The 26,909-nt window shown below is 65.7% G+C and carries 30 protein-coding genes and 1 tRNA gene; 11 read left to right on the top strand and 20 right to left on the bottom strand.

The annotated features are described in order from the left end of the window. Positions 1-204 precede the first annotated feature (204 nt). The 12 genes from flgL to J2X57_RS12110 form a co-directional block, all read right to left on the bottom strand. Positions 205-1,401: a flagellar hook-associated protein FlgL gene (flgL, locus tag J2X57_RS12165; protein ID WP_308847716.1), complete on the bottom strand. Its 1,197-nt coding sequence runs from the start codon at positions 1,399-1,401 to the stop codon at positions 205-207. 3 nt (positions 1,402-1,404) lie between these two features. Continuing rightward, positions 1,405-3,276: a flagellar hook-associated protein FlgK gene (gene flgK, locus J2X57_RS12160; RefSeq protein WP_036111180.1), complete on the bottom strand. Its 1,872-nt coding sequence runs from the start codon at positions 3,274-3,276 to the stop codon at positions 1,405-1,407. Positions 3,277-3,312: 36 nt separating this feature from the next. After that, positions 3,313-4,320 carry a flagellar assembly peptidoglycan hydrolase FlgJ gene (gene flgJ, locus J2X57_RS12155; protein WP_090350645.1) on the bottom strand — a complete coding sequence of 336 codons (1,008 nt, stop codon included), beginning with the start codon at positions 4,318-4,320 and terminating at the stop codon, positions 3,313-3,315. Between the two features lies 1 nt (position 4,321). Next, positions 4,322-5,446 (bottom strand): flagellar basal body P-ring protein FlgI, encoded by a 1,125-nt coding sequence (locus J2X57_RS12150; protein ID WP_036111177.1) that lies wholly within the window; start codon positions 5,444-5,446, stop codon positions 4,322-4,324. After that, a complete protein-coding gene (gene flgH / locus J2X57_RS12145; protein WP_036111175.1) occupies positions 5,446-6,126 on the bottom strand; it encodes a flagellar basal body L-ring protein FlgH in 681 nt (226 codons plus the stop codon). Before flgH ends, J2X57_RS12150 begins: the two co-directional genes overlap by 1 nt. 8 nt (positions 6,127-6,134) lie before the next feature. Further along, complete coding sequence (flgG, locus tag J2X57_RS12140; protein WP_036111173.1) at positions 6,135-6,920, bottom strand: flagellar basal-body rod protein FlgG; 786 nt, start codon at positions 6,918-6,920, stop codon at positions 6,135-6,137. Between the two features lie 62 nt (positions 6,921-6,982). Further along, complete coding sequence (gene flgF, locus J2X57_RS12135) at positions 6,983-7,723, bottom strand: flagellar basal-body rod protein FlgF (protein ID WP_043695337.1); 741 nt, start codon at positions 7,721-7,723, stop codon at positions 6,983-6,985. A 57-nt stretch (positions 7,724-7,780) separates the two neighbouring features. Further along, the gene (gene flgE, locus J2X57_RS12130) at positions 7,781-9,004 is read right to left on the bottom strand and encodes a flagellar hook protein FlgE (protein ID WP_036111170.1); all 1,224 of its coding nucleotides are present in this window, start codon (positions 9,002-9,004) and stop codon (positions 7,781-7,783) included. 21 nt (positions 9,005-9,025) lie between these two features. Then, positions 9,026-9,673 carry a flagellar hook capping FlgD N-terminal domain-containing protein gene (locus tag J2X57_RS12125; protein WP_036111168.1) on the bottom strand — a complete coding sequence of 216 codons (648 nt, stop codon included), beginning with the start codon at positions 9,671-9,673 and terminating at the stop codon, positions 9,026-9,028. A gap of 9 nt (positions 9,674-9,682) precedes the next feature. Continuing rightward, positions 9,683-10,096, bottom strand: coding sequence for a flagellar basal body rod protein FlgC (flgC, locus tag J2X57_RS12120; protein ID WP_036111164.1), 414 nt, complete (start codon positions 10,094-10,096; stop codon positions 9,683-9,685). Next, a complete protein-coding gene (flgB, locus tag J2X57_RS12115; protein ID WP_036111161.1) occupies positions 10,093-10,512 on the bottom strand; it encodes a flagellar basal body rod protein FlgB in 420 nt (139 codons plus the stop codon). Before flgB ends, flgC begins: the two co-directional genes overlap by 4 nt. Positions 10,513-10,685: 173 nt before the next feature. Further along, positions 10,686-11,603, bottom strand: a complete 918-nt coding sequence (locus tag J2X57_RS12110; protein WP_036117211.1) for a chemotaxis protein — start codon at positions 11,601-11,603, stop codon at positions 10,686-10,688. Between the two features lie 156 nt (positions 11,604-11,759). On the opposite strand from J2X57_RS12110, the gene J2X57_RS12105 reads away from it, so the two are divergent. From J2X57_RS12105 to J2X57_RS12085, 5 genes are all read left to right on the top strand, one after another. Beyond that, entirely contained in the window at positions 11,760-13,070 is a 1,311-nt protein-coding gene (locus J2X57_RS12105; RefSeq protein WP_090350641.1) for a methyl-accepting chemotaxis protein, read from the top strand. Continuing rightward, positions 13,067-13,768 carry a flagellar basal body P-ring formation chaperone FlgA gene (flgA, locus tag J2X57_RS12100; RefSeq protein ID WP_254857317.1) on the top strand — a complete coding sequence of 234 codons (702 nt, stop codon included), beginning with the start codon at positions 13,067-13,069 and terminating at the stop codon, positions 13,766-13,768. Before J2X57_RS12105 ends, flgA begins: the two co-directional genes overlap by 4 nt. Positions 13,769-13,870: 102 nt before the next feature. Then, complete coding sequence (gene flgM / locus J2X57_RS12095) at positions 13,871-14,185, top strand: flagellar biosynthesis anti-sigma factor FlgM (RefSeq protein WP_309867371.1); 315 nt, start codon at positions 13,871-13,873, stop codon at positions 14,183-14,185. Continuing rightward, positions 14,182-14,625: a flagellar protein FlgN gene (locus tag J2X57_RS12090; protein ID WP_036111154.1), complete on the top strand. Its 444-nt coding sequence runs from the start codon at positions 14,182-14,184 to the stop codon at positions 14,623-14,625. Before flgM ends, J2X57_RS12090 begins: the two co-directional genes overlap by 4 nt. 53 nt (positions 14,626-14,678) lie before the next feature. Continuing rightward, the gene (locus J2X57_RS12085; RefSeq protein WP_043695344.1) at positions 14,679-15,947 is read left to right on the top strand and encodes an HDOD domain-containing protein; all 1,269 of its coding nucleotides are present in this window, start codon (positions 14,679-14,681) and stop codon (positions 15,945-15,947) included. 26 nt (positions 15,948-15,973) lie between these two features. Here the strand turns inward: J2X57_RS12085 and J2X57_RS12080 are convergent, their stop codons facing one another. From J2X57_RS12080 to rsmD, 7 genes are all read right to left on the bottom strand, one after another. Continuing rightward, positions 15,974-16,384, bottom strand: a complete 411-nt coding sequence (locus tag J2X57_RS12080) for an MAPEG family protein (RefSeq protein WP_036111149.1) — start codon at positions 16,382-16,384, stop codon at positions 15,974-15,976. Positions 16,385-16,400: 16 nt separating this feature from the next. Continuing rightward, entirely contained in the window at positions 16,401-17,429 is a 1,029-nt protein-coding gene (locus J2X57_RS12075) for a TMEM43 family protein (RefSeq protein WP_309867365.1), read from the bottom strand. Between the two features lie 52 nt (positions 17,430-17,481). Beyond that, complete coding sequence (gene ggt / locus J2X57_RS12070; protein ID WP_309867362.1) at positions 17,482-19,182, bottom strand: gamma-glutamyltransferase; 1,701 nt, start codon at positions 19,180-19,182, stop codon at positions 17,482-17,484. Positions 19,183-19,245: 63 nt separating this feature from the next. Continuing rightward, positions 19,246-19,503 (bottom strand): YfhL family 4Fe-4S dicluster ferredoxin, encoded by a 258-nt coding sequence (locus tag J2X57_RS12065; protein ID WP_036111140.1) that lies wholly within the window; start codon positions 19,501-19,503, stop codon positions 19,246-19,248. Between the two features lie 74 nt (positions 19,504-19,577). Further along, complete coding sequence (locus J2X57_RS12060) at positions 19,578-20,081, bottom strand: hypothetical protein (RefSeq protein WP_036111138.1); 504 nt, start codon at positions 20,079-20,081, stop codon at positions 19,578-19,580. Positions 20,082-20,098: 17 nt separating this feature from the next. Further along, positions 20,099-20,602 (bottom strand): pantetheine-phosphate adenylyltransferase, encoded by a 504-nt coding sequence (gene coaD, locus J2X57_RS12055; RefSeq protein WP_036111135.1) that lies wholly within the window; start codon positions 20,600-20,602, stop codon positions 20,099-20,101. Positions 20,603-20,629: 27 nt separating this feature from the next. Further along, positions 20,630-21,199 (bottom strand): 16S rRNA (guanine(966)-N(2))-methyltransferase RsmD, encoded by a 570-nt coding sequence (rsmD, locus tag J2X57_RS12050; RefSeq protein ID WP_043695353.1) that lies wholly within the window; start codon positions 21,197-21,199, stop codon positions 20,630-20,632. A 64-nt stretch (positions 21,200-21,263) separates the two neighbouring features. Between rsmD and ftsY the strand changes: the two genes are divergently transcribed. From ftsY to J2X57_RS12025, 5 genes are all read left to right on the top strand, one after another. Continuing rightward, a complete protein-coding gene (gene ftsY / locus J2X57_RS12045) occupies positions 21,264-22,415 on the top strand; it encodes a signal recognition particle-docking protein FtsY (RefSeq protein ID WP_309867351.1) in 1,152 nt (383 codons plus the stop codon). Between the two features lie 29 nt (positions 22,416-22,444). Continuing rightward, entirely contained in the window at positions 22,445-23,509 is a 1,065-nt protein-coding gene (locus J2X57_RS12040; protein ID WP_309867346.1) for a membrane assembly protein AsmA, read from the top strand. Next, positions 23,506-24,552, top strand: coding sequence for an A/G-specific adenine glycosylase (gene mutY / locus J2X57_RS12035; protein WP_309867341.1), 1,047 nt, complete (start codon positions 23,506-23,508; stop codon positions 24,550-24,552). Before J2X57_RS12040 ends, mutY begins: the two co-directional genes overlap by 4 nt. Continuing rightward, positions 24,549-24,827 (top strand): oxidative damage protection protein, encoded by a 279-nt coding sequence (locus tag J2X57_RS12030; protein WP_309867339.1) that lies wholly within the window; start codon positions 24,549-24,551, stop codon positions 24,825-24,827. Before mutY ends, J2X57_RS12030 begins: the two co-directional genes overlap by 4 nt. A gap of 66 nt (positions 24,828-24,893) precedes the next feature. After that, positions 24,894-24,969: transfer RNA gene (locus J2X57_RS12025), tRNA-Phe, on the top strand. 174 nt (positions 24,970-25,143) lie between these two features. Here J2X57_RS12025 and J2X57_RS12020 read toward each other — a convergent pair. Then, entirely contained in the window at positions 25,144-25,800 is a 657-nt protein-coding gene (locus J2X57_RS12020; RefSeq protein ID WP_309867336.1) for a TetR/AcrR family transcriptional regulator, read from the bottom strand. Positions 25,801-25,858: 58 nt separating this feature from the next. Here J2X57_RS12020 and J2X57_RS12015 point away from each other — a divergent pair, with 58 nt between their 5' ends. Beyond that, entirely contained in the window at positions 25,859-26,779 is a 921-nt protein-coding gene (locus tag J2X57_RS12015) for an SDR family oxidoreductase (protein ID WP_309867334.1), read from the top strand. Positions 26,780-26,909: the final 130 nt, after the last annotated feature.

Raw genomic sequence — 26,909 nt, 5'->3', positions numbered from 1 at the left:
GCACGCCGCTTACGCGACGGCGTCGCGTGCCCGCTAAAAGGGAATTCGCCGTAAGAGGTGATCGGCGGTTCGCTGGCGGACTAGTGACGGCGGTGGATGAGTTCCACGTGGGGCCCGGAGGAAGATGGGGCCGGATTTCACGCACAAAAAAGGCGACCTTGCGGCCGCCTTGAAATGTCGCGAATGCGAACGTCGAGGCGCGTTCTATTTCAGGTAATTGAAGAGCGACAGATTCTGCATCTTCACGTAGGCCTGCTGTGCGGCATCGAGCGCCGTCTGCTGCTGGGTGTATTTACTGGCTGCGCTCGCGTAGTCCAGCTCGGTCAGATCCGACAAAGTGCTGTCATAAGAAAGCTTGACGTCGGAACCGATGTCCGACTGCTGATCGAGCGTGTTCATGCGTGCGCCGATCTTGGTACGCGTATTCAGCAGGCTGGTGGCCGCCTGGTCGAGATTCTGCAGCTGGGCGTTGACCTGGTTGTTCATGGCCGCGCCGCCGCCAGGCGCTTCGAACGCATTGATGATGCCGGCGATGGTCGAGAACACGTCCTGCGACGATGACGGACCCACGCTGAACGAATCGCCCGCCGCAGGGGTACCGGTGACATTGAGCTGCGCGCCCTTGAAGCTGATCGTGCCGCTGGTACCGGTATACGTGCCGGTCGACAGAGGCGTGCCCGTCGGGTCGGCCGCGTCGTGAATCTCGTAGGTGGTCGCCGAGGTGAAGTTGACGGTGTAATTGCCGCCGTCCCACTGCGTGGCATCCGTGACCGAGGTTCCGCCGACAACGGCGCTTCCGGTGTTCGTTGCACCCGCGGTCGTCACGAACGTGCCATTGCCGCCACGGATCGACATGAAGACGTCATCGCCACTGTCGCCCGTCGCAACCTGGAGGCCGGCGGCCGCTGCGACCATCCGCTGGGTCTGGTCGCCACCGTAGCTCACCGACAGGCCGTCGATCGTGAACGGCTGCGTGGTGGTGCGGCTACCGGCGAAGATGTATTCGCCCTGGCCGTCCTTGCTGTTGCCGAGCGCGACAAGCTGATTCAGCGTCTGTCGCAGCTCGGTGGCGATGGACTGGCGGGATTCGTCGGTCTGCGTCCCGTTCACGCCTTCCAGCGTGATGGACCGGATCCGGTCGAGGATATTGCCGGCCGAGGTGAGTGCGGTTTCTTCCGTCGACAGTCGCGTCGTCGCCGAGTTGATGTTGCGCGTGTACTGATCGTTCTGGGCGCTGGCCGAGCTGACGTCGACGGCGCGCGCGGCGGCCGCCGGATTGTCGGACGGCGTCTGGATGGCCTTGCCGTTGCCCAGGGCAAGCTGGGTCTGCGACAGCTGATACTGGCGATCCAGCATCTGGTTGACCGCTTGCTGTGCACCCCATGAAGTCGAAATACGCATGAGTTATCCGTGTACCGCGCTCAGGAGGGACTGAAAGATGGTGTTCGCCGTGGTGATGACCTGGGCGGATGCCGAGTAGGCCTGCTGAAAACGCAACAGATTGGCCGCTTCTTCATCCATGTTCACACCGGACAGGCTTTGCTGCGCCGCCGTGGCCTGGTCGAGGATGCTCTGCTGCGCATCGAGTGCCGTGTTGGCCTGCGCGCCCGCCGTACCCACTTGCGCGATCAGCTGGCTGTAAGACTTGCCCACCGTGGTCACACCGTTGTCGAGCACGCCCTTGCTGGCCACGTTGGCCAGCGCCAGCGCATTTCCGTTGTCACCGCTGGCGGTGCCGGCGGGTTTGACGGTGAATGTGTCGTTAGCGGCTGGCACGCCGGAAAGCTTTAATGTCCAGCCATTGCCGGTGATCGTGTCGCCATCGGCGTAGGTATTCGGACCCACCCCATTGATCGTGTAGGTCGTTGGGGACGTGAAGACGATGCTGGCCGGCGTATTGAAAGCGGGATCGGCCACGTTGGTGACGGTAAGGCCGCCCAGCGTGGCCTTACCCGTGTTCGCCGAGCCTTTCGTGGCCGCCAGCGGACCCGACGCGGCGATCTTGTTGGTATCGCTGATCGCAACGCTCATGGACGATGCCGCGTTGCGCGTCGCCTGGATCTGGAACGAGTCGCCCGCCACCGCGCCCGCGCTCACCACCATGGACAGACCGCCGACCTTGAACGGGTCCGTGGCGGTGCCCGTACCGGTCATCGGTACGGTGACACCGGCCGTGGTCGTCGCGCTCCAGTTCGTGCCATCGAAGCGCATGACGTAGTCGGATGCATCGAGTCTGGAGACGTCGGACACCGTGGCCGCGATCGAACCCGTGCCTTTGTTGGCCGTGCTGTTGAACACGGCGGGGTTGGCGATAGTGAAGAAGTTGCCGCCCGCGTCGCCGTTGAGGTCGATACCCTGTGCGTGCTGCTGATTGAACGCGTCCGTCATCGCGATCGCGGCGCGACCCAGCTGGTTGCGTGCCGGATCGAGCACGTTGGTGCGGAAATCGAACGTCGCACCGAGCGAACCCGATCCCAGCTGGCTGCTGATGACCGAGCCACCGGGGCCGGTCACTTCGAGCCGGGACGAATCGTACTGATTGGGGGCCGTCGAAAGCTTCGCCGAATCGGTGCCATTGACCAGCGAAAGGCCATTGCCCACCGTGACGGTGACCATGTGATTGTCGTTCTGGGTGACGTTGACGCCGACCAGCTGCGAGAGCTGCGAGATCGCCTGATCGCGCGAGTCGAGCAGGTCGTTCGGCACTGCCCCGCCCGCGTAACCCTGCTGGATCTGTCCGTTGAGGTCGGAGATCGTCTTGGTCAGCGCATTGATCGAATCGACCGCGGTGCTGATCTGCGTGTTGGTGGACTGGTCCAGCTGCTGAAACTGCGATGACAGCGACTTGAAGGTCGACACCAGCGTACTGGCCTTGCCCAGCAGGGCCTGACGACTGGCGGTATCCACGGGAGCGTTGGCCACGTCGCTGACCGCCCCGAAGAAACCGTCGAGCGCCGTCTGCAGATTGGCCGACCCGCTCACGATGTTATTCACCGACGCCGTCAGCGTGGCGTACTGCGACGCGCGCGATTGTCCCGAGTTGGCCGACCACATCGACTGCGTGAGGAACTGACTGTACGCCCGCTGCACGCTGACCGCATCGGCGCCCTGACCGACGTAGTAACCGCCGTTGTATTCAGGCGTGCGCGCATTGAACGTCGTCGTCTGCCGCGTATACCCCGCGGTGTTGACGTTGCTGATGTTGTGTCCGACGGTGGACAGACCCACTTGCGAGGCAAGCAGACCCGAGACACCTGTGGAGAGCAGATCGGCCATCGTTACGTTCCTTCTGTCCTTTCGTCAGCCCGTGGATTACAGGTCGGCCGCGACGCGTTCGAGCGCGGCCAGGGCCTGTTTCATCACCGGACCATTGGCGATGTCGGCCAGCTTCTGTGCGTAGCTGGGATCGGTGGCGTAACCACCGTTGACCAGCGCCTTGGCGAAACCCTTCACGTCATCACCGCGACCCACCGCATCCGCGTAGCGTGGGCTACTCGCGACCATGTCGGCGTAGTCCTTGAACGAGTCGGACGGTGAGTCGTAAGCGCGGAAGCTGTCCTTCTTGCGCACGGCGACCCCGTTTTCGTATTCGAGAGTCGGTACGTTGACGCGCTTGCCGTCCCAGCTGCTGCCGGCCTTGATGCCGAACATGTTGAAACTGGTGGTGCTGCCCTGCGCCGGCATGTGCTTGCCCCAGCCGGTCTCCAGTGCCGCCTGAGCGAGCAATGCGCGCACCGAGACGCCAAGCTTCTTCGCCGCTTCGATCGCGTGCGGCGCCAGCTTCTGGACGAACTCCTCCGGGGAGGAGATCGACAGCTTGCCGACCGCGCTCGCCACGGCATTGGCGCCGTCGCCGACGGCCTGCCCGGCGCGACCGAGCATGCGCTCGAGCGAATCCATCAACCCGCTGTCCTGGTCAGACTTGGACGAGACCGCATCCACCGTACTCGCATCGCCCGTGACGCCGGCGAAGAGGCCGTTGCCGGACGAGGCGCCCTGCGCGGACGATGCGCCGCCAAGCTGGCGGATGAGCATATCGGCGATGCCGATACCCTTGCCCTGCGACAACGTCACGGAGAGCTGCTTGTCGAACATGTCGCGATAGGCGTTCGACGCCTGCGAACCCATGATGTCGTCACCCATGGCGGCGCTGGCGTCACGCATGGACTTCAGCATCATCTGCGTGAAGATCGATTCGAACTGCTTGGCGACGGCGGGAAGGGCGGACGCCTGATCCTTTTGCGCGGCCGAACGCAGGCCGGCAAACCCGGACATGTCCGTGTAGGTGCCAAGCTTCTGGTTGTCGACCGCGGTCACCATGTCAGATCACCACCAGTTCGGCGCGCAGGGCGCCCGACTGCTTCAGCGCCTGCAGAATGGAGATCAGGTCGCTCGGAGAGGCGCCCACCTGGTTTACGGCGCGCACGATGGCGTCGAGGCTGGTGCCCGGACCGAACTTGAACATGTGGCCGCCCTCTTCGCTCACGGCGACCTGGCTGCTCGGCACGACGGCCGTCTGGCCGCGGCTGAACGCGCCCGGCTGACTCACCTGCGGCTGCTCGCTGATCGTGACCTGGATCGCGCCGTGTGCCACCGCGGCGGCGCCGACCTTGACGTCGGAACCGATCACCACGGTGCCGGTGCGCGAGTTGACGATGATGCGTGCCGGCGCATCGCCCGGCGTGACATCCAGTGCCTGGATGGTCGACAGCCAGGCCACACGCTGGGACGGGTCGAGCGGCGCGCGGACCGCCACCGAGCCGGAATCCAGGGCGTTGGCCGTGCCGGCGCCGAAGTTCTGGTTGACGGCCTGCGCGATACGGTTGGCCGTCGTGAAATCGGCGGTGTTGAGGTTGAGCATCAGATCGCCGCCCTTGTCGAACGACGTCGCGACGCTGCGCTCGATGCTCGCGCCGCCAGGGATGCGGCCGCTCGAGGAAATATTCACCTGCACGCTCGAACCGCTCTTACCCTGCGCGCTGACACCACCGACGATGACGCTGCCCTGGGCGATGGCGTAGACCTGCCCGTCCGCACCCTTGAGCGGCGACATCAGCAACTCGCCACCACGAATGCTCTTGGCATTGGCGATCGAGGCGACCGTCACGTCGATGCGCTGACCCGGCTTCGCGAACGGCGGAATCTCGGCGGTGATCGTGACCGCGGCCGCGTTCTTCAGCTGCGGACGCACGTTGGCCGGCACGTTGACGCCGAACTGCTGAAGCATGTTCTCCAGGCTCTGCGTGGTGAACGGTGCCTGGCTGGTCTGGTCACCGCTGCCGTCGAGACCGACGACGAGGCCGTAACCGATCAGCTGGTTGCTGCGGACACCGCCGACCTGCGCGAGGTCGCGAATGCGATCCGCGTGCGCCGGAAGGACGGCGGCGACCGCGAAGACGGCCACGGCGGCGTGAAAAAGAGCGCGAAAACGAAGCGAGACGTTCATCAGAACGGCATCCACTTGGAATCGAAGAAGCGCGAGAGCCAGCCACGCGTGTTCGAATCCGCGAGCGTGCCCTTGCCCACGTACTCGATACGCGCGTCGGCGACGCGGCTCGAGGCGACGATGTTGTCGTTGCCGATATCCTGCGGACGGACGATGCCCGAGATGCGGACCAGCTCGTCGCCCTGGTTGATCGTCAGCCATTTTTCGCCACGCACCACCAGCGCACCGTTGGACAGGCGCTGCGCGACGGTGACGGTGATCTCGCCGGAAAGCTGATTGCTCTGCTGGCTCGAACCGTCGCCGTCGAAAGCGTTGTTGCTGGCCAGCGAGCTGTCGGCGGTCTTTCCGCCGATGCGCAGGCCCTGACCGAGCACCGTGGGCGAGGTGATGGTGTTGCCGTTCTTCTTGCTGGTGCTGGTCGCCGCTTTCTTGCTGGCCTGGGTCGACTCGACCAGGGTGATCGTCAAAATGTCGCCGACGCGATGCGCGCGCGGGTCCGCGAAGAGCTCCAGCGACTGCTGATCGGCATAGAGCGACCCGGTGGCGCGCGCCTGCTGCGTCGGTTCTTCCGGCAGCGTGGCGGTATACATCGGCCTGGGCGTAGGCGGCACCATCGCGCAACCGTTGAGGAGCGCGAACGGCAGCACAGCGAGAACAGCACGGACGTAAATGCGATTCATGACGTGTCTCAGGTCTTGTTGGTGATGGTCTGGAGCATCTGATCGGACGCCGTGATCGCCTTCGAATTCATCTCGTAGGCGCGCTGCGTTTCGATCATGTTGACCATTTCCTCGACCACGTTGACGTTCGACGTTTCGAGGCTGTTCTGGTTGAGGGTGCCGAGACCGTTGAGGCCGGCGGTGCCCGTCTGCGGAGCGCCGCTCGAGGCGGTCTCCAGGTAAAGGTTGTCGCCCTTCGGCTGGAGGCCGGCGGGATTGACGAAGTCGGCCAGCTGGATCGTGCCGACGTTCTGCGCGGCGGCCGAACCCTGCACGGTGACGCTGACGGTGCCATCGGTACCGATGGTGACCGTCGACGCGTTGGCGGGAATGGTGATCGACGGTTCCAGCGGGTAGCCGTCGTTGGTGACCATCTGGCCATCCTGGTCACGCTTGAGCGAGCCGTCACGCGTGTAGCCGACGGTGCCGTCCGGCATGGTCACCTGGAGGAAGCCGCGACCGTCGATACGCACATCGAGCGGATTGTCGGTCTGCTGCACGCCGCCCTGCTCGAACATCTTCTGCGTGCCGACCACGCGGACGCCGGTACCCATCATGAAGCCGGTGGGCGACTGCGTCTGCTCGGTGGTCTGGGCGCCCGCCTGCCCACGGTTCTGGTAGGACAGGTCCTCGAACTCGGCGCGGGCGCGTTTGAAGCCCGTGGTGTTCGTGTTGGCCAGGTTGTTCGAGACGACGTCCATGCGCGTCTGCTGCGCATCGAGGCCGGTCTTGGCGATCCAGAGGGACGTGAACATCGTTGACTCCTGCGCGTTGGCGCTTTACGAGCCCGCGACGGTTTTGCGTCGCGCGGCGGTGGTTATCCCACCTGTAGCAATTTCGATGCCGACTGGGCGTTTTCGTCCGCGGCTTTGATCGAACGGACCTGCATTTCGAATTCGCGGGACAGCGAAATCATCTTCACGAGCACGTCGGAAGGGTTGACGTTGCTGGATTCCAGGGTGCCGTTGACCACTTTCACGTCCGCGTCGGCCGGCGCCTGGGATCCGTCTTTCATGTGCATCAGACCGTCGCTGGCATACGTCAGCTGGTCGTTGCCGGGGTTGACCAGCTTGATCCGGTCGGTGGTGGCCACGGTGGCCGGACTTTCACCCAGCGGAACGGTGGAAATCGTGCCGTCCTCGCCGATCTTCACACTGGTCGACTGCGGGATCGTGATCGGACCGCCGCCGCCCAGCACGGCATTGCCACGCATGTCCGTCAACAAACCGTCGGCGTCGACGCGCAGGTTACCGGCACGCGTGTAGCCCTCGGTGCCGTCGGGAGTCTGCACCGCGATCCAGCCGTCACCCTGCACGGAGATATCGAGATCGTTACCGGTATGCATCTGCTGCCCGGACGTCGTGTCCCAGCCTGTCCCCTGCGCGACGCCGTTGATACGCGTCTGCAGGCCGTCGCCCTGAACCGGCATGCTCTGAAACGCCGACAGCTCGGCCTTGAAGCCCGCCGTGTTGGCGTTGGCGAGGTTGTGTGCCACTTCGGCCTGCGCCCGCATGATCTGCGAGGCGCCGGTCATGGCGACATATACGGAACGGTCCATGGCTTCGGTCCTTAGCGGCCGGTGGCGGGCGCGGCCTGTGCCGCGCCCGCGTCACGCTTAGTTGCGGATGTTGATGATCGTCTGGGTCAACGTGTTGTCGGTCGAGATGACCTGCGCGTTGGCCTGGTAGTTACGCTGCGCCTTGATCATGTTGACCAGCTGGGCGGTGAGGTCGGCCGTGTTGGACGCCTCCAGCGAGCCGGCCTGCACCGTGCCGACCTCACCCGAGCCCGCCACGCCACGGATCGGCTGACCCGAATCCGTCGAGGCCACCCAGTTGGTGTCGTTCTGCTGGCGCAGACCCTGGTTGTTGGCGAACGTCGCGATGGCCAGCTGCCCCAGCGGCGTCGACACACCGTTGGTGTAGACCGCCGACACCGTGCCGTCCGTCGAGACGTCGATCTTGGAGAACTTACCGGCTGCAAAGCCGTCATTGGTCACGGCCGAGGTGGTGTACGAGTCGCCGAACTGGGTCACCTTGGTCATGTCGACCGTGAGGTTGATCGGCGCGGCGCCGGGGTTGGGCGACGCGGCACCGAAGTTGAGCTTGCCGTTGGCCGGCGTGGTGAGCGAGCCGCCCGAGCTGAACACCATCTGCTGAGCGGTACCCACCTGGGTGCCGTCCACCGTCATGTACGCGTTCCACGTATTGGGATTGGTCGCATCCTTTGCGTAGTAGACGTTGGTGGTGTGCGTGGCACCCAGCGAGTCGTACGACTGGAAGGTCGACACGTAGTTGTAGCTCTGGTCGTTGGTCGGATCGAAGGCGACCGTCTTGGCCGTGTCCGACGAGGACAGGTTGGCGGTCAGGCCGATCGTGCCGCTGGCCTTGGCCGCGCTGGTACCCGTGCTGATCTTCAGGTCCTTCAGGGCGCTGATGTCGAAGCCGCCGGTCGCGGTCGGCGGGTACACCTGCAGGTTCTGACCGGTCGCGTTGACGATGTTGCCGTTGTCGTCGGGGTGAAAGTTGCCGGCGCGCGAGTACGAATAACCCGAAGAATCACGCAAGGTGAAGAAGCCCGCGCCGCTGAGGGCGAAGTCGTAGGAGTTACCGGTCTGGGTGACGTTGCCGTCGCCGAACTGCTGCGCGATGTTGGTCAGGCGGACGCCGCTGCCCGCCGCCGTGGCGGACAGGTTTTCACCGGCCACGGAATACACCTGCGAGAACTCGGCGCGCGAGCCCTTGAAGCCGACCGTGTTGACGTTGGCGATGTTGTTGGCGGTGACTTCCAGGTCGGAAGACGCCGCGTTGATGCCGCTGAGGGCGATATCGAAAGGCATGGGTGTGTTTCCTCGCTGGAATTACATGATTTGCGCGATCTGGCTCAGCAGGGCGCCGCCGTAGCCGGCCACCTGCACATAGGTTCCGTCCGTGCCCGAGGCACCGACGCCTTCCACCTTTCCGCGAACGAACGTATCGATCGCGTTGCCGCCGGAAGTAGCGGTCATCTGGTAGACACCGTCGGTCAGCTGCGTGCCGTCGTCGGATTTACCGTCCCAGGAAAACTTGGTGAGGCCCGCATCGGGCTGGCCCAGGGAAATCGTGCGGACAACGTTGCCGGAGGCGTCCTTGATCTGCACGTTGACGTAGGTGCCGGAAGTACCGACGTTGACGGCGCCATCCATCTCGCTGTTGGTCAGCTGTCCCGCGGTGGACGGCACGAGCACCTCCTGGCCGACCAGACTGGCGGCACGGACGAACTGATCGCCGGTGAGGTTGGTCGCCAGCGTGTCGAACGAGCTCTGCAGCTCCTGCGTCGCGGCCACCTGAGAAAACTGCGCCATCTGCGCCACCATCTGGGTGGAATCCATCGGCTTGGTCGGGTCCTGGTTGGTCATCTGGGTGACCATGAGTTTCAGGAAATCCGACTGGCTGAGGGTCTGTTCCTTCAGCTGGCTGCTGGAAGACGTCGAGGACGTGGAACTGGTAGTGCTGACGGAAGCGACCATGGGAGTGCCTTATTTGCCGAGGTCCAGCGTCTTCTGCATGAGCTGCTTGGCGCTGTTCATGACTTCGACGTTGTTCTGATAGGAGCGCGACGCGGAGATCATGTTGACCAGCTCGTCGACCGGATTGACGTTGCTCGAATAGACGTAGCCGTTCGTGTCGGCCAGCGGATTGGCCGGCTCGTAACGCGACTGGATCGGTGCCTGGCTCTCGGTCACGCCGAGCGCGCGGACACCGCCGTTTTCCATCTGGCCGTCCACCTGCTGCTGCACGGCCGCGAAGGTCGGCTGCCTGGCGCGGTAGGCGGTGGCCTCGCTGCTGGACAGGCTGTCCGCGTTGGCCATGTTGCTGGCGGTGGTGTTCAGTCGCGCGGACTGCGCGGCCATGCCGGAACCGGCGACGTCGAAAATCTTCAGGAGACTCATGAGGCGGTCCCGGTGATGGCGAGGCGCATGGTGTGGATCTGCGCGTTGATGAAGCTGAGCGATGCCTGGTAATGGATCGCGTTGGCGGCGAACTGCGACTGCTCGACCTGGGTGTCGACGGTGTTGCCGTCCATGGTCGGCTGGGTCTCGGCGCGGTAGGCCAGCTTGTTGGCCTGGTCGAGCGCCACGGCGGGGTTGCCGCCGATGTGACCGTCTTCGGTCGACGCCATCTGCAAGGTGTGGCCATCGGTGGCCCCGGTCGCGGCGGTCATCGCTTTCTTGAAATCGAGGTCGCGGGCGAGGAAGCCCGGGGTGTCGGCGTTGGCGAGGTTGGATGAAATGACCTCGGCACGGCGCTGCCACAGGCCAAGGGCCTGGGCGTGTACGCCGAACAGCTTGTCGGATGAATCGATCATGGGCTCGTCCCCTCTCGTGACCTTGGCCCGAGGGGTTGAGCAAGAGCCGTGCCACGGCTGGGGACTAACGACGAAACGGCGTCGCAGCGCCGTTTGCAAGGTCTTGCGATGGCCCCGAAGCCGCCAGCGCCGGAATTCCGACGCGCTTACGGGGGGACCGCGTCAGGGCGACGTCAGGCCGGGAGCAGCTCGAGCACCGCCGTAGCAAGCACGTCGGGCTGGAACTTGGCGATGAACCGGTCGGCGCCTACGCGCTCGACCATCGCCTCGTTGAACACACCGCTCAGCGAGCTGTGCAGCAGGACCTTGTGATGACGCAGGCCGGCCTCTTCACGGATGGCACGCGTCAACGCGTAACCGTCCATCAGCGGCATCTCGATATCGGACACGACCAGGGCGACCCGGTCGGCGACCGGACCCGCCGCGAGTTCGCGCAGTTTTTCCAGGCCTTCCTTGCCGTCTTTGGCCACGACACATTCCAGGTCCATCTTGCGGAACAGGTCGACGATCTGCGTGCGGGCGACCAGCGAGTCGTCCACCACGAGGACACGGCGACTGCCGGCGTGCTGGACATGGGCGGCCTGCTGCACGCGGTCGGACAGCTCCACCGCCCGGGGATCCACATGGGCCAGCACCTGCTCGACGTCGACCACGGCGAGCAGGTCGCCGTCGAGACGCGTCACGGCGTTGACCCGCGCCCCATAGCCGAGCGCCGGCGGCGGCGCGGCCATATTCGTGCCGTCGACGTGGACGATCCGATCCACGTCGGATACCAGGAAACCCTGCACGGAGCGGTTGAACTCGGTCACGATGAGGTGCGCGCTGTCCACGGTGGCCAGCGGCGGGTAGCCCATGGCGGCGGCCAGGTCGATCACGGGGATGGTGCTGCCCCGGTAGTCGAAGCTGCCCGACACCAGCGCGTGCATGCTGGGCATACGCTCCAGACGCGGCCGGCGGAGCACCTCACGTACCTTGAAGACATTGATGCCGAACGCCTGGCGGTCGCCGAGACGGAACAGCAGCATGGCCACGCGGTTGTGTCCCGCCAGGCGGGTGAAGGTTTCCACGGTGTCGAGCAACGGGCGGGCCATGTCGTGCCTGGGCATCTGCATAAGGTGTCGCGGAACGTATCGGCGCGGTCACCCATACCTTGAGGTACCCGACTGGCACACGGATTGCTTGGCTCAAGAACGACGGCTCCTGGACGATTACTAGGGGCGACCATCCGAACAAGCGAAAGCGAAATCATGACCCTCCTCTGGAGCCAGCACGTCCGCCTTCTCGCCAGCGCCGCCGCCACCGGTGACGCCGCACGAGTCCGCGCCCTCTCCGCGCAGTATCCGGCGGCCGCCAGCGCCCTGGGCGCACTGCTCAAGCCTGCGGAGGCGCCGCGCACCGCACCGGCGACGACGATCCAGGCCATCGAGCAGCAAGGCATGGTCCTGACCAATGCGCAGGCGCTCGGCGTCAGCCTGCAGGAGCTGGTCGGCAACCTCGAAGGCGCGCGCGATACCGCCGGTCGATTGACGGAAGCCAGCGCCAGGATCTCGACGGCGATCGACCATGCCCACGGCAGCGTCACCGGCATGGCGGAATCGGGCAGTCAGGGCCAGGCGACCGCGGGTGACCTCGACGGCCAGCTGCGCCTCCTGCGCAGCGCCCTCTCGGGCATGAGCCGCAACCACGCTCAGTTCTCCGAATATTTCACGGCGATCCGCAAGCTCACCGCTGCCGTGCAGGACATCGCCCATCAGACCAATCTCGTCGCGCTCAACGCCGCGATCGAAGCCGCGCGCGCCGGCGAAGCCGGTCGCGGTTTCGCCGTCGTCGCCGACGAAGTGAAGCAGCTGGCCGAGAAGACCACCCAGGCCACTGCGGAAATCGACCAGGTTACGCAGACGGTCGGTGAATTCTCGGGCCAGCTCGACGACGCCGTGCAGAACAGCCTGCGTCGCCTCGACCAGACCCAGTCCGGCATCGCCGGTATGCAGGCATCGCTGGGTCGCGTGGATGAGGCCGTGCGCGGCGCCCGCGGCAGCCTCGACGCGGCACGCGAAGGCATGACCGCGCTGGCCGGTCGGATCACCGCGATCCAGACCACGCAGACCTCGCTCGGCCGCATCGGCAATGAATCGCGCCGCCAGGCCGATGCCGCCGCGCGCGCCGCCGTGCTCGCTCACCGCCTCAGCCTGGCGCGCCTGGAGACCGAGGGCGCGCTCGACGCGGCCAGCCTCAGCCAGATGATCCGCGAAGCTTGTCAGGGCCTGCGCTACGCCGTCGAACTGGCGTCGCGCGATCCGGCCAGCCTCGATCGCCGCTGGCTCGACACGACGCCACTCATGCGCTGCATCGACCAGTTCCGCGAACGCCGCCCGGATGCGGCCGCCGACGGCATCCGCGCGGCGGGCGAGCGTTTCACCGCGCTGGCTTCGACGTACGCCATCACCCTTGGGGAAGGCCGTCACGCCGACGCCAGCCACATGGTCCCGGGGCTCAACAAGGAACTCGACGCCGTCACGCAGGGCCTTTCGGCGTCCCTCGCGGAGCGCGCTGCGTGATTCACCGGTTCGTCGCTGGCGGACTCGCCCTCGCGGCCCTGCTCGGCTGCCCGCTTCCGGCGGCAGCCACGCAGTCCGTCGACGGGGTGCGCGATGCCGCGGTGAACTGGTTGCGGGCGAACCGCGCCCCGCCGGGCTCCCGCATGGTGCTCGAGGCCGTGCCACTCGACAGCCGTCTGAAGCTGGCCGACTGTGCCGCGCCACTCGACGCGTCGCTGCCGGGTAACCGGGCTCTGGGCGCACGCGTCAGCGTGACGGTCCATTGCCCCGTGCCGGGGGGCTGGACGGTGCGGGTACCGGTCAAGGTCCAGCTCTTCGCGCCCGTGCTGGTCACCAGCCGGCCGCTGACTCGCGGCGACGGCCTCGGCCCCGCGGATGTCCACACGGAAGAACGTGACGTCGCCACCCTCGCCTACGGCTACATCGCCGCCCTGGACCAGGTCGGAGGCCGTGCGCTGGCCCGGCCGCTCAACGCAGGTACCGTACTCACCCCGGGCATGCTCGCCGGGCGACAGGCCGTGCGTATCGGCGATGCCGTGAGCATGGAAGCCAGCGTCGACGGCGTGGTCATCCGTGCGGACGGGGTGGCCATGGGCGCCGGTGACATGGGATCACGCCTCAAGGTCCGCAATGCGTCGTCCGGGAAGGTGCTGGACGCCGTGGTACGCGGGCCGGGGGTCGTCGCGGTGCTTCCGTGAACGAAATACCAACCGCGTCACATTTCTGGCGCCGCGCCAGTTAAAGTTCCCCGATGGACCGCCGATAAGGATTCTGAAGGACATCAGATCCGAGGAAAGATCATGACCACGACCATCAAGCCCGGTATTCCGAACCAGCAGCCGCCGGTGCAGCTTCGCACCCAGAACACGGCCGCCGGTTCGACCGCCTCGACGCAGACCGCCAGCCCGGTCCGCGCCAGCGACGACAGCGTCAATATCACCGACTCGGCCAAGGCGCTCGACGCCGCCAGCCGCGCCGACGATCCCGGCCGCGCCGCGAAGCTCGAGAAGCTGCGTACGGACATCGAGTCCGGTACCTACAAGCCGGACTCGCAGGCGATCGCCAGCAAATTTCTTTCGATGGAAAGCCAGATCGGAGGCGCAGGCAGCGCATGACCGCGGCATCCGCCTCCGACTTCGACGCGGCGCTCGGCGCCGTCATGGGCGACCTCGCCCGTGACGTCGATGCGCTGCACGCCAGCCTGATCGACGAGCGCATGGCGCTCGATCAGGCGAACATGCCCGCACTGGAAGTCGCAGGCCGGACCAAGAGCAGGCTGCTCGACCGCATCGAGAAACTCGATGTCGAGCGCCGCCAGCTCAGCGATGCCGCGGGCGTCGACAGCCTGCAGGACGAACGCTGGTCGCCGACCATCGAGCGCCTGCTCGAATGCCGTCGGCTCAACGACGTCAACGGGCGCATCGTGGCGCAGCGCATGAATCATGTGCGTCACGCGCTCTCGCTTCTTTCGGGCGATGCGCCGGGCGGCTCCACTTACGGACCGAACGGCGTTTCAAAAGTAAGACTCCGTTCCGGGACGCTTGCACAGGTCTGACGCAACGGAACACGCGATACTGCAGGCTCACCCAGACGGCGTAAGAGAAAGCAATGGCAGCATCCCCCCAGCCGACAGCGGTGAACGACGACGGCATCCTCCCCATCGTCCGCGTCCCCATCCTCGACAAGAAACAGTCGCTGTTCGCTTACGAACTGATTTTTCCGCGGCCGGTCGGTACCGATATCGAAGCGGCCGCCGTGGCGCATACGCAGGCCACGCTCAGCGCGATCGCGGATGGCAGCCTCAAGCGCCTCGTGCGCGACAACCGTGCCTTCCTGCACATGTCGCGCGAGCTGCTGCTCGAACATGCCGACATCCTGCGTCACAACGCACGCCTGGGCGCGAGCATCAGCGCCGACGTGGGCAGCGACGAACAACTGCTGATCAAGCTGCGTGAGCTCAAGAGCCACGGCTGCCTGTTCATGCTCGAAGACTTCAACCTCCCCGCCGATCCGGAACACCGCGCCGGCGTCGACGCCTTGCTGCGCATCGTCCAGTTCGCCAAGGTCGCCGTCGATCATCGCCATCCGGTCGCCGCCCGCGCGCACATGGACTACGTCCAGGCGTTCGGGGTCAAAGTCATCGTCACCGGCATCGATACCCACGAAACCTTCGTGGATTACGCCGATCAGGACGTCGACGGCTTCCAGGGTAAATACCTGCTCCGCCCCGAGCGCGTCGACATGCCGCGACTCACCCCCAGCAAACTCGGCGTGCTGCGCCTGATGGGCGCGCTGCAGGATCCGGAAAACGGCCCCGTCGAGCTCGGCAAGATCGTCCGCGACGACGCCATCCTCAGCTACAAGCTGCTGGGTTGCGTGAATTCCGCTTATTTCGCCCTGCCCCGCCAGCTGAAGTCGGTCGAACAGGCCGCGGTGTTCTTCGGCGTCAACCGCATGCGCAACTGGATCTTCACCATGGCCGTATCGGGCATGGATGAGCGTCCGCCGGAGCTGCTGCGTCTTGCGCTGGTCCGTGCGCACATGTGCGAGAAGCTTGCGCGCAGCATCAAGCCGGAGTTGCAGGAGATGGCGTTCACCGCCGGCCTGTTCTCGCTACTGGACACGCTGATGAACGTGTCGATGGCGTACGTGCTCGAGCATCTGCCCCTGGCTATCGAAATCCGCGAAGCGCTGCTCGACGGAACCGGTCCGTTCGCCGGCATCCTGGATCAGGTGCGCCACTGGGAACAGGGCGAAGTGGAAAGCGATAACGCGCTGCACGACCAGCACATGGCGACCATGGCCACGATGTACGTGGAAGCCACGAGCTGGGCCGATCACGTCTACGCCTTCGCCGATGGGTCCGCCGCGGCCTGAGCGCCGCGGCCTGAGCCAGCCCGCCCTCAGACCAGCGAGGGCGCGATCACGTGAATCACCACGTATTGCCAGATGAGCATCGCCGCCATCGCGGCGATCACCAGCAAGGTCAGCCCGGCGCCGAAAAGACGCCCGGGCGATGTCCCGGGTGTCTTCGACAGCCCGATCGCATGCAGCACGCGCGCGATCACCAGCACGATGCCGAACACGTGTAGCAGCATCGGCAACGTCTGATTGAGTTCCAGTATCAGCAGCAGGATCAACGCGATCGGCACGTACTCCGTCGCGTTACCGTGTGCCCGCGCGGCGCAGGCCACGGCACGGTTGCCGCCGTCGCCCAGTCCGATGCTCGTACGACGACGTAAGAGCATCACGCGCGCGCCGAGGAAGATCATCAGCAGCGCGACGAGGGCCGCATATAGTCCAGTAATACGCATGGCGCGATTTCCCGCTTCAGTTCGATGCCGATGAAGTTCGTTGCTGCACGCGCCAGATGGCCAGGCCTGCCCCCAGCACAGCGACGAGCAACCATACGCTTGCCGCCATCGCGTCGCCAGCCATCCACATCACCCCGGCGACCGCCGCGATGATGACCGCGCCGGTGCCGGCGGCGAAGAGAACGTCGCGTCGCAGGCGACTGGTCCAGGCGAGCAAAAGCGCACCCAGCGAGGCGGCGAGAAACGCCGCGATGCGCACCGGCAACACCGCGCCCGGAGGCTCGGGGAGCGCGGGCATGACGTCCAGCAAGCTACGGTCGCCTACCTGCACATCGAAACCGGCGTCGCCCTCGCGCACGGGGGTGCCCGGCACCAGCGTATCGCCCTCGATCCGGGCAAGTACGGTCATCGCCTGCAACGGCACGGCCTGCCATGTGATGCGGAGGTCGCCCAGGCGCGGATTGGACGGCTTCGCACTGGTCACCAGCGCGTCGCCGACACGCTGGAAGGTCGCCGCGAAATTGGACGGCAACGCTTTTTCGTCCGGCGTGACGTCGACCTGCCCCGGGAACGCGCGCAGGATGGGTGCGGACAGCTTGAAGTTACCTAGCTTGACCTCGCCGGCCTCGAACTGCCGTCCCTGGATCGGGAACGCACCCGGGTTTACGTGGCCCGCGGGCCTGGCGAAATTCGTCGCATCGATCGGCCGGTCGACCCAGTCCACCTCGTAGTGCGTGTTGCCGCCCACGGTGATCTCGCGCCACTGGTACATCTCGACATGGCGAATGAGGACGGGCGAGTCGGCGCGGACGTTGAATTCGCGGTCGCGCGGCGCATCCATGATCTTCGGCATGCCGCTGACGCGGGTGAGCGCACCGAACTGGCCCGCCGCGGGCCGGCCTTCGGCGCCGAGATCGAGCACAGGTGAGCCACCGTGACGCGCAAGGGCGGCGCCGTAATCCATCACACGGCGCTCGTTCCAGGCGATCAGGCCGAGCCCGACCAGAAGCAGGACCGCACCGGACAGACGCGTTCCCCAAGCCATCCCGGTGTGTTTCACTTTTTGCTTCGACCTCATCCTGCCCCCGTAACGCAACTTACTGCACCTTGCCGAGACCGGACGGACGACGCGGATCGCTGGCGGCGTCAAGCTTACCGGTACGGTGATCCCAGGTGACGACGTTCATGAAACCCCACGGCGAGCGATTCTTCAACACGTGGCCCATGTCGGTCAGCGCCCTGGCCGTGGCATCGTCGAAGACGCCGGCTTCCACGTCGACGCGGTCCGGCAGGTACTGGTGGTGGTAACGCTTCTGCGCGGTGATTTCCGAGGCGCTCTTGCCATCGATAAAGGCGAGGATGCCCTCGAGCACCTGCGTGATGATGGTCGAACCACCCGGCGAACCGAGCACCGCCGTGCGATCCGCACCGAACACGAAGCTCGGCGACATCGATGAAAGCATGCGCTTGCCCGGCTCCGGCGCATTGGCCAGCGCCCCACGCAGGCCAAACGCATTCGGCTGTCCCGGCACCAGGGCGAAGTCATCCATCTCGTCGTTGAGCACGACGCCGGTACCCTTCGCCACGAAGGCCGAACCGAACTCGAGGTTCACCGTCAGGGTCGACGCCACCATGTTGCCGTCCGCGTCGATCACCGAGAAATGCGTGGTGTGCATGCCCGGCTCGGGCGCCATCGAGGTGGGCAGCAGATCCGACGGGGTGGCCTTGTCGGGTGAGATCGTCGCGCGCAGGCCGTCCGCGTAGTACTTCGACAGAAGCATGTCGAGCGGCATCTTCACGAAGTCCGGGTCACCCAGGTATTCGTTGTGATCGCGGAACGCCCGACGCATGGCCTCGATGGTGAGATGCGTCGAATGAGCCAGGTCCGCCTTGCTCAGGTCGAAGCCGGAGAGGATGTTCAGCACCTCGGCGATCGCGACACCTCCCGACGATGGCGGTGGCGCGGTAACGATGCGATAGCCCTTGTAGTCGACGCTGAGCGGCTCGCGCTCCTTGACCTTGTAGCCATCCAGATCGGCCGCGGTCCAGTTACCGCCGGCGGCACGCGATGCCGAAACCATCAGCTTCGCGGTCTCGCCTTTGTAAAAGCCGTCGTGGCCCCTGGCGGCGATGCGTTCCAGCGTCTTCGCCAGGTCGGGCTGGCGCAGCGTCCAGCCGGGAGACGGGACCTTGCCGCCGGGCAGGAAGATGGCCGACGAGGCGGGATAGCGCGCCAGCACGTCCTTGCGATCCTCGATGGTGCCGAGAAACCGCGAATCGGGCTGAAAGCCCTCTTTCGCGATGCGGATGGCAGGCGCCAGCGATACCGACAAAGGCAGTTTGCCGTAATGCTCCGCCATCCAGACGATACCGGCGGGCTCGCCGGGAATGCCGGACGAGAGCGGTCCGTTGGTGGACGTGTCGCGGTTGGGCTTGCCGTCCTTGCCGACGTAGACCTTCATGTCGACGGCCTTCGGCGCGGTTTCGCGCGCGTCGATGAAGACATCGCGGTTGTCCGATGCACGATGCAGCAGGGCCATGAAGCCACCGCCGATGCCTGAACTCTGCTGCTCGACCACGGCGAGCGTGGACGACACGGCCACCGCGGCGTCGAAGGCGTTACCGCCCTTGCCCAGGACCTCGAAGCCCGCGTTGGTCGCCATGAAATTGGCACTGGCGATGGCGGCGTGTCCGGGGCCACCGGGAGCGGCCGGGGCGTTCTGCGCGTTGAGCGCGCCGGCACTGAAGACAACGACAAGGCTCGCGGCGAGCACGCGCCACGACGGGGCATGGACCATGAAATTTCTCCGGGTGGGAATATCGCTACCCGCGAGATTAACCCATGGACGCGCGCGAGGCGCTTACGAGGCCGCGCGGGCCATCAGATGCTCGTACTTCAGCATCAGCTGATCGTGCGTTTCCACGCGGTCGGGATCGTGCGGGATGCACTCCACCGGGCAGACCTCCACGCACTGCGGGTTGTCGAAATGGCCGACACACTCGGTGCAGAGGGCGGGATCGATCACGTAGTACTGCTCGCCGAGCGAAATGGCCTTGTTCGGGCACACCGGTTCGCAGACGTCGCAGTTGACGCAGGTGTCGAGGATGATCAGGGACATGCGCGCATTTTAGCGCGTTTACGAGAAGGGCGCCCCGAGGCGCCCTTCGTTTACGCGATTGGCGTCCGAAACGATTACATCGCGACGAAGCGGACCGTGGCGCCGGTCGGCGTCAGGGCGTCGGTGACGCGCTGCTGATCGGCCTGGTCGCCGATGAACAGGATGATCACGCCCTTGAACGAACCCGCGTTGGCGCTCTTGAACGCTTCGACGATGAGGTCGGCGGTCTTGGCCGACTCCGGGCCACCGAAGACGAGCATGTTGCCCGGCGTGACGCCGCGGGCGACGGTGCCCTGCACGTTCTCGAGCTGACGCGCGCGACCGTCCTGGCCGTTCTGGTCGTCACCGGCCGGAACGAAGTACGGGAACGGACGGTCAGCCGTCATGCCCTGCATGTTCTTCCGCACGATCTGGCCGAAATACTGGCTCCAGGCCTTGGTGTCGGTCGGGTTGGACGGCTTGGCGACGGCAGCTTCCTGAGTCGTGGCGGCCTGATCGGCATCTTCGGACTTGTTGCAGGCCGAGAGGGCCAGGGCGGCGGTCAGGGCCACGGACGCGGCGAGGACGAACTTACGCATGATGATCACCTTTGATTTCAAGAGTTGCGCCAGCGTTGGCGCATGGCCTGCTGCACCGCCGGATGCACGAAGCCGGAGATATCGCCACCCAGGCGACCGATTTCACGCACGAGCGAGGAAGAGATAAAGCTGTATTGCTCCGCCGGGGTCAGGAACAGCGTCTCGGCCTGAGGAATCAGGTGACGGTTCATGCTGGCGAGCTGGAATTCGTATTCGAAGTCCGACACGGCGCGCAGGCCGCGAAGGATCACACCCGCGCCGATTTCCGTCACGAAGTGGGCGAGCAGGCAGTCGAAACCGCGCACTTCCACGTTCGGCAGGTCGGCCAGCGCCAGACGGGCCAGCGCGATGCGCTCGCCCAGGCTGAAACCGGGGCCCTTGTTACGACTCTCCGCCACCGCGACCACGATCCGGTCGAACAGCGGCGCGGCACGCGACACGAGGTCGGCGTGACCGTTCGTGATGGGATCGAACGTGCCCGGATAAACGGCAAGTCGGGGATTGGCCGGCGGATGAGTCATGGACACTGGGGTCAGGGAAAACGCGGGCTAGCTTAGCGGATCGGCCGGGGCGCGGCGATAGAGGGTGTACGTCACCTCTCCCGCCTGTCCCTGCCGGTGCGCGAGCCAGGTCGGGGGCAAGGTGAAGACCGCGCCACGCGGCGACTCCACGTAGATCCAGGCCGTCGGCGTCAGCCAGCCCCCGCTTTCGAGCTGTGCGGCGATCCCGGCCCAGGCATCCAGCGCGAAAGGCGGATCGAGAAAAACCAGATCGAACGGCTTGCCGGACCCATTCAGCCAGCGAGCCGCGTCATCGCCGACCACCTCTCCGTCGGTCTTCAGCCGCGACAGGTTCGCCTTGAGCGCCGCCGCCAGCCGGGGCTCCCGCTCGACGAAGGTGACGCTGCCCGCGCCGCGCGACAGGGCCTCGATGCCGAGGGCACCGGTGCCGGCGAAGGCGTCGAGGCAGCGGGAGCCCGCCACCACCGGCTGCAGCCAGTTGAACAGGGTTTCCCGCACGCGCTCGGCCGTGGGCCGCAGCCCCGGCAGATCGGGCACGTCGAGCCGGGAGTTGCGCAGGTTTCCGCCGATGACGCGGATGCGGCCGGAGGCGGTCATCGCTCAGCGGCCAGTGTGGGCGGGAGTGCTAGCATTCGCCTATTGTCTTTGAATCCCTCCCGCAATGCTCAAGTTCTGGAAGAAGAAGCCCGCCGAACCGGCGACGACCGAGGCCCCGGCAACGGACGAGCGCATCGATCGCGCCGCCGACCCCGCCGCCACCGACCTGGGCAGCCTGGTCGCCGAGGCACTGGCGGAAACGGTAGCCCCCGAGCCCGAGGCTCCCGAGGTCGAGCCCGAGGCGGAAGACACCCTCGTGGCCGAGGCCGCGCATGAGGCCACACCCGCGCCCGAGGCGTCCGCAAAGCGCAGCTGGCGCGACCGGCTGTCCGGCAGTGGCTTCGCCAGGAGTCTGGGCGCGCTGTTTGTCCGCCACCCCAAGCTCGACGACGATCTGCTCGACGAGCTGGAAACCGCCCTGATCACCGCCGATGTCGGCGTCGAAGCCAGCACCCAGCTGGTCGAGGGCCTGCGCAAACGCATGCACAAGCGCGAGTTCGCCGACGCCGGCGCGATGCTCAAGGTGCTGCGCGACGAACTGGTCGCGCTGCTCAAGCCGGTGGAAAAGCCGCTCGACGTCTCGACGCACAGCCCGTTCGTCATCCTCACCGTCGGCATCAACGGTGTGGGCAAGACCACGACCATCGGCAAGCTCGCGCGCCGCTACGTCGACGAAGGCCGCGGCGTAATGCTCGCGGCGGGCGACACCTTCCGCGCCGCCGCCGTCGAACAGCTGAAAACCTGGGGCGAGCGCAACAAGGTCCCGGTCGTCTCGCAGGGCCAGGACGCCGACTCCGCCAGCGTCATCTTCGATGCCCTGCAGGCGGCGCGCTCGCGCGGCACGCAGGTGCTTATCGCCGACACCGCCGGTCGTCTGCACACGCAGGGCGGGCTGATGGATGAACTGGGCAAGATCGTCCGCGTTATGAAGAAGCTCGACGCCGCTGCGCCACATGAAGTCCTCATGGTGATCGACGGCACCACCGGTCAGAACGCCATCAGCCAGCTCCGCCAGTTCCGCGATACGGCGGGTGTCACGGGACTCGTGGTGACCAAGCTCGACGGCACGGCCAAGGGCGGCGTGATGTTCGCGCTCGCCCGCGAGTTCAGCCTGCCGATCCGCTACGTCGGACTAGGCGAAACCGCGACCGATCTGCGCGTGTTCGACGCCGCCGCTTTCGTGGACGGCCTGCTCCCTGCCAACCTTGGCGGCTGAGTGACGCGCATGCCTGACAGGTCGCTGCCGTGAACCGGCGACTACGCATCGGATTGCTCGCCGTCGGCGGGCTGCTCATGGGCATCCTCGTCGCGGCACTGGTCGCCACATATGTGGTTCTGCAGCCGGAACGATTCACGGCGATGCTGCAATCGCGTGCCGAGGAGGCGGGTCTCGACCTCGGGCTGGCCAGCCCGGCCAGTCCGACGCTCTGGCCCAAGCCGGCGCTCGAGCTCGAGGGACTGACCTTGCGCGCCCGTGGTTCGGGCACACCTCTGATCGTCGCTTCGCGCGGCAAGCTGGTGCTGCCGTGGCGCACGTTGCTCGGTCAGGACACCTCGGTGTCGCGACTCGAAGTGGAAGGCGCGCGCATCGACATGGACGCCGTGTCCGCGTATATCGACACGCTCCCCTCGCGACCGTCGACCGCGGGCGCGATCCTGCCGGGTATCGACGCGGGGTTCCGCGTCACCCGTGGCACGCTGACCCGGGGCAACCGTCTTCTCCTGTCCAACGTGGACATCGATGCGGGCCGCCTGGCCGATGGCCGTGTGTTCGACCTCAGACTCGCGGCATCGTCCAGCGAAAAGCCGTACTCGATGACGCTTCGCACGCGCCCGGTCCTTTCGCGTGGCGTGCTCACGCTCAACGATCTCACGCTCGATCTCGCCAGCCAGGATCGCTTCGCCGCGAGCCTGCGCGGCGAAGCCACCTGGCGCGGCGGTGCGGACGTCGGTGCCTCACTGGCCGGGCGCATGACACGGCACGATGCGTCGCCTTTCGACGTGGTCCTCAACGTCACACCCGCGAATCAGCAGGATCCCCTGTTCGTCGCGCTGAAGCTCGACGGTCCGACCGACCATGCCGACCTGCGTGTTCCGCCACTGGCCGTGGCCGAATGGTGGAGCGGCATCAACGCGGGCGGCGCACCGACGCTTCCGCCACTGCTTGGCAGCGTCGACGCGGCGGCCATCGACACCGACAGCGTGCACATCAAGGGCTTGCATATCCGCGCGACGCCGGACGTCACGCCGGTAATCGCGCCAGCGTCAGCGAGCACCGCTGCGCGCCCGGCCACCGGGCTCACGCCGTGAATCCGTTCGCCCGTGAACTGCTGCGCTGGTACGACCACCACGGGCGCAAGGACCTGCCCTGGCAGCATCCGCGCGATGCTTACCGCGTGTGGCTGTCCGAGATCATGCTGCAGCAGACCCAGGTGATCACCGTCATCGGTTACTTCCAGCGGTTCGTCGAGCGGCTGCCTACGCTGACGTCACTTGCCGAAGCCGACGAGGACACCGTGCTCGCACTCTGGTCGGGGCTCGGCTACTACCGGCGAGCACGGTTTCTGCACCGCGCCGCGCAGCTGTGCGTCGAACGTCACGGTGGCGAGCTGCCGCGCGATCTCGATGCGCTGATCGCCCTGCCCGGCATCGGCCGCTCCACCGCTGGCGCGATCCTGGCGCAGGCCTATGGGCTGCGCTTCCCCATCCTCGATGGCAACGTCAAGCGCGTGCTGACCCGCTATCACGGCATCGCCGGGCACCCGGGCGAAAGCGCGGTCGAGAAGCGCCTGTGGATTCATGCGGATGAGCACACACCGGCGACCCGTACCGCCGACTACACGCAGGCGATCATGGATCTCGGCGCCACCGTCTGTGTGCGCAGCAAGCCGGCCTGCATGCTCTGCCCGCAGGCGGCCACCTGCGTCGCGCATCGTGACGGACTGACCGCCGTACTGCCCACCGCCAAGCCCGGCAAAAAGGTACCCACGCGCGCGCTCGCGATGCTGTTGTTGCGCGACGCGCAGGGCCGGGTGCTGCTGGAGAAGCGTGGCCCGCAGGGCGTGTGGTCCGGCCTGTGGAGTCTGCCCGAGGCACCCGATGCCGACGCCGCACCCACGGTCGCGCTCAGTCTGGCACGCGTCGGCTCCGCCGATCCCCTGCCCGCCTTTACCCACGTCTTCAGCCACTACCGGCTGGACGTTTCGCCCATCCTGTTCGACCATGCGGCCCCGCTGACGGCCGTCGCAGATCGCGACGATCAGCGCTGGTGCGCACGCGACGAGCTCACCACGCTCGGCCTGCCGGCGCCCGTCCGCACGCTGCTCGACAACCTTCCGGAGATATCCCCATGACGCGCATGGTCCACTGCGTAAAGCTCGGCCGCGACGCCGAAGGCCTCGACTTCGCCCCCTGGCCCGGCGACCTGGGCAAACGCGTCTACGACAGCGTCTCGAAAGAAGCGTGGGCCCAGTGGCTGTCCCACCAGACCATGCTGATCAACGAGATGCGCCTGTCGCCCCTCGACCCGAAGACGCGCACGTTCCTCAGCGGCGAAATGGATAAGTATTTCTTCGGCGGCGATGTGGTTCAGCCCGCCGGTTACGTCCCGCCTGAACAAGAGGCTTGACGCCGGAGCCCGCACCCGATTTAATACGCGGCTCCACTCGCCGCAACGATCGTTGCAGGCACCTGTGGCTCGGTAGCTCAGTTGGTAGAGCAGGGGATTGAAAATCCCCGTGTCGGCGGTTCGATTCCGTCCCGAGCCACCATTTATTCAGTGACTTAGCCCTCCTCGTTGGTGGGCTTTTTTGTTTGTGTTGCCAGCTTGTCGCCGCGCTGCCGGAGCGCTCCTCCTCGCGCTACTCCCACATGGTGGTTGCCGCACACGTCGTGCACCGCCGCGGAGCCCGATCCGGATCATCGGGACACAGCAGCGAATCGACTTAAAGCTCCGCTCGCAGACTGTCGAACGCGTCCCTGAGAAAGTCAGCTACCGGCTTTCGCTGGTCTGGCTGATCTCGCCACGCTTGCAGCGCCAACCTCATTGCGCCGGTGGACACCATTGCCACCATCCGAAGTGACGTACGACGTTCGGGCTGCCGCCATACCTCGCACAAGGCATCGAACAGCGTCTGCTCCTGCTCCGCGTAATAGCTCTGCTTACGTGCGAGCAGTGATTCACTTGATCGCATGAGGTTGTCGACGGCGGTCATCTGCTCCGTCGTATAGCGCGAAATGTGTTCGACCATGACGTTGCGAACGGCATCCAGCGGCGGCACGTCGGGCGATGTTTTCAGCAGGTCGGCGTACAAGCTTGCCGAGCCCTCCTCCTGCCAGAACAGGATGATGTCGTCCTTCGACTTGAAGTACGAAAAAATCGTTCGGCGTGAGATGCCCGCTTCCGTCGCGATGACGTCAAGCGTGGTGTTCTCATACCCGTTGGCGAGAAACAAGCGCTGCCCCACTTCGGCAAGTCGTTGCCGCGTTTCCCTACGCTTGCGCTCCCGGACACCTTCCGCAGACGCCGACGGCACCTCGCGTGAATTTTTTACCATCTGCGAACCCTTGCATAACTGCACTGAGTGCAATATATTTTGCATCAAGTGCTTTTATATATGCACTCAGTTTATCTTTTCTTTTCTGCCTGGGGCAAGGATCATGACTCGCTGGACAGCCTCCGACATACCCTCCCAACGCGGCCGTACAGCGGTCATCACCGGTACGGGCGGGCTCGGTTTCGAAGACGCCCTCGCCCTTGCTCGCGCCGGCGCGGACATCATTATCGCTGGACGGAATCCGTCGAAAGGCGATGCGGCCGTCCAACAGATTCGCCGAAGCATTCCAGGCGCCAGCGTTACGTTCGAGATGCTGGACCTCGCTAACCTCCAGTCGATCGAGGCGTTCGGCATCCGGCTGCAAGATTCGCGCGATCGCCTGGACATTCTGATCAACAACGCGGCAGTCATGGCACCACCGGAGCGCCTGACGACCTCCGACGGTCTTGAGTTGCAGCTCGGCACGAACTACCTCGGCCACTTTGCCTTGACGGCCCACCTGTTGCCGCTGCTGCGCAGGGGCGATCAGCCTCGAGTTGTCACGCTCTCAAGCGTGGCCGCAAGAAGCGGCGCGATCAATTTCGACGATCTGCAGTCTGAGCGAACTTACAAGCCGATGGCAGCATACGGCCAGTCGAAACTGGCCTGCCTGATGTTCGCCCTGGAACTGCAACGACGCAGCGACGCTGGGGGCTGGGGCGTCCGGAGTATTGCGGCGCATCCCGGCATTTCGCGGACTGACCTGCTGCCCAATGGTACTGGCACATGGAGCGCTCCCGGCATCGCCCGACGCTATCTCTGGTTCCTGTTCCAGCCAGCATCGCAAGGGGCGCTGCCCACGCTCTTTGCCGCCACGGCGCCTGACGCTCAAGGCCGCGCCTACTACGGCCCACACCGCCTCAGCGAAACGCGTGGCTATCCGTCGGTGGCAAAGATTCCACCTGCGGCAGAGAATACTAACGATGCGACGAGACTGTGGATCGCGTCGGAGAACCTGACCGGCGCAACCTTTCCCCTTGGATGAGGCTCAGGAGCTCGGCTCCGCATGATCGCCGGCCAGCCACCCTTTTCACCGGCTGGCCGACGCAAACAAAAAAAGCCGCCCGTGGGAGCGGGCGGCGATCCGAGGATTTGCAGCGGGTCCTTCCCTGGAC

This window comes from Luteibacter sp. 1214, from assembly GCF_031455395.1.
Classification (GTDB): Bacteria; Pseudomonadota; Gammaproteobacteria; order Xanthomonadales; family Rhodanobacteraceae; genus Luteibacter; species Luteibacter mycovicinus.
This window is presented reverse-complemented; position numbering and strand designations above follow the sequence as displayed.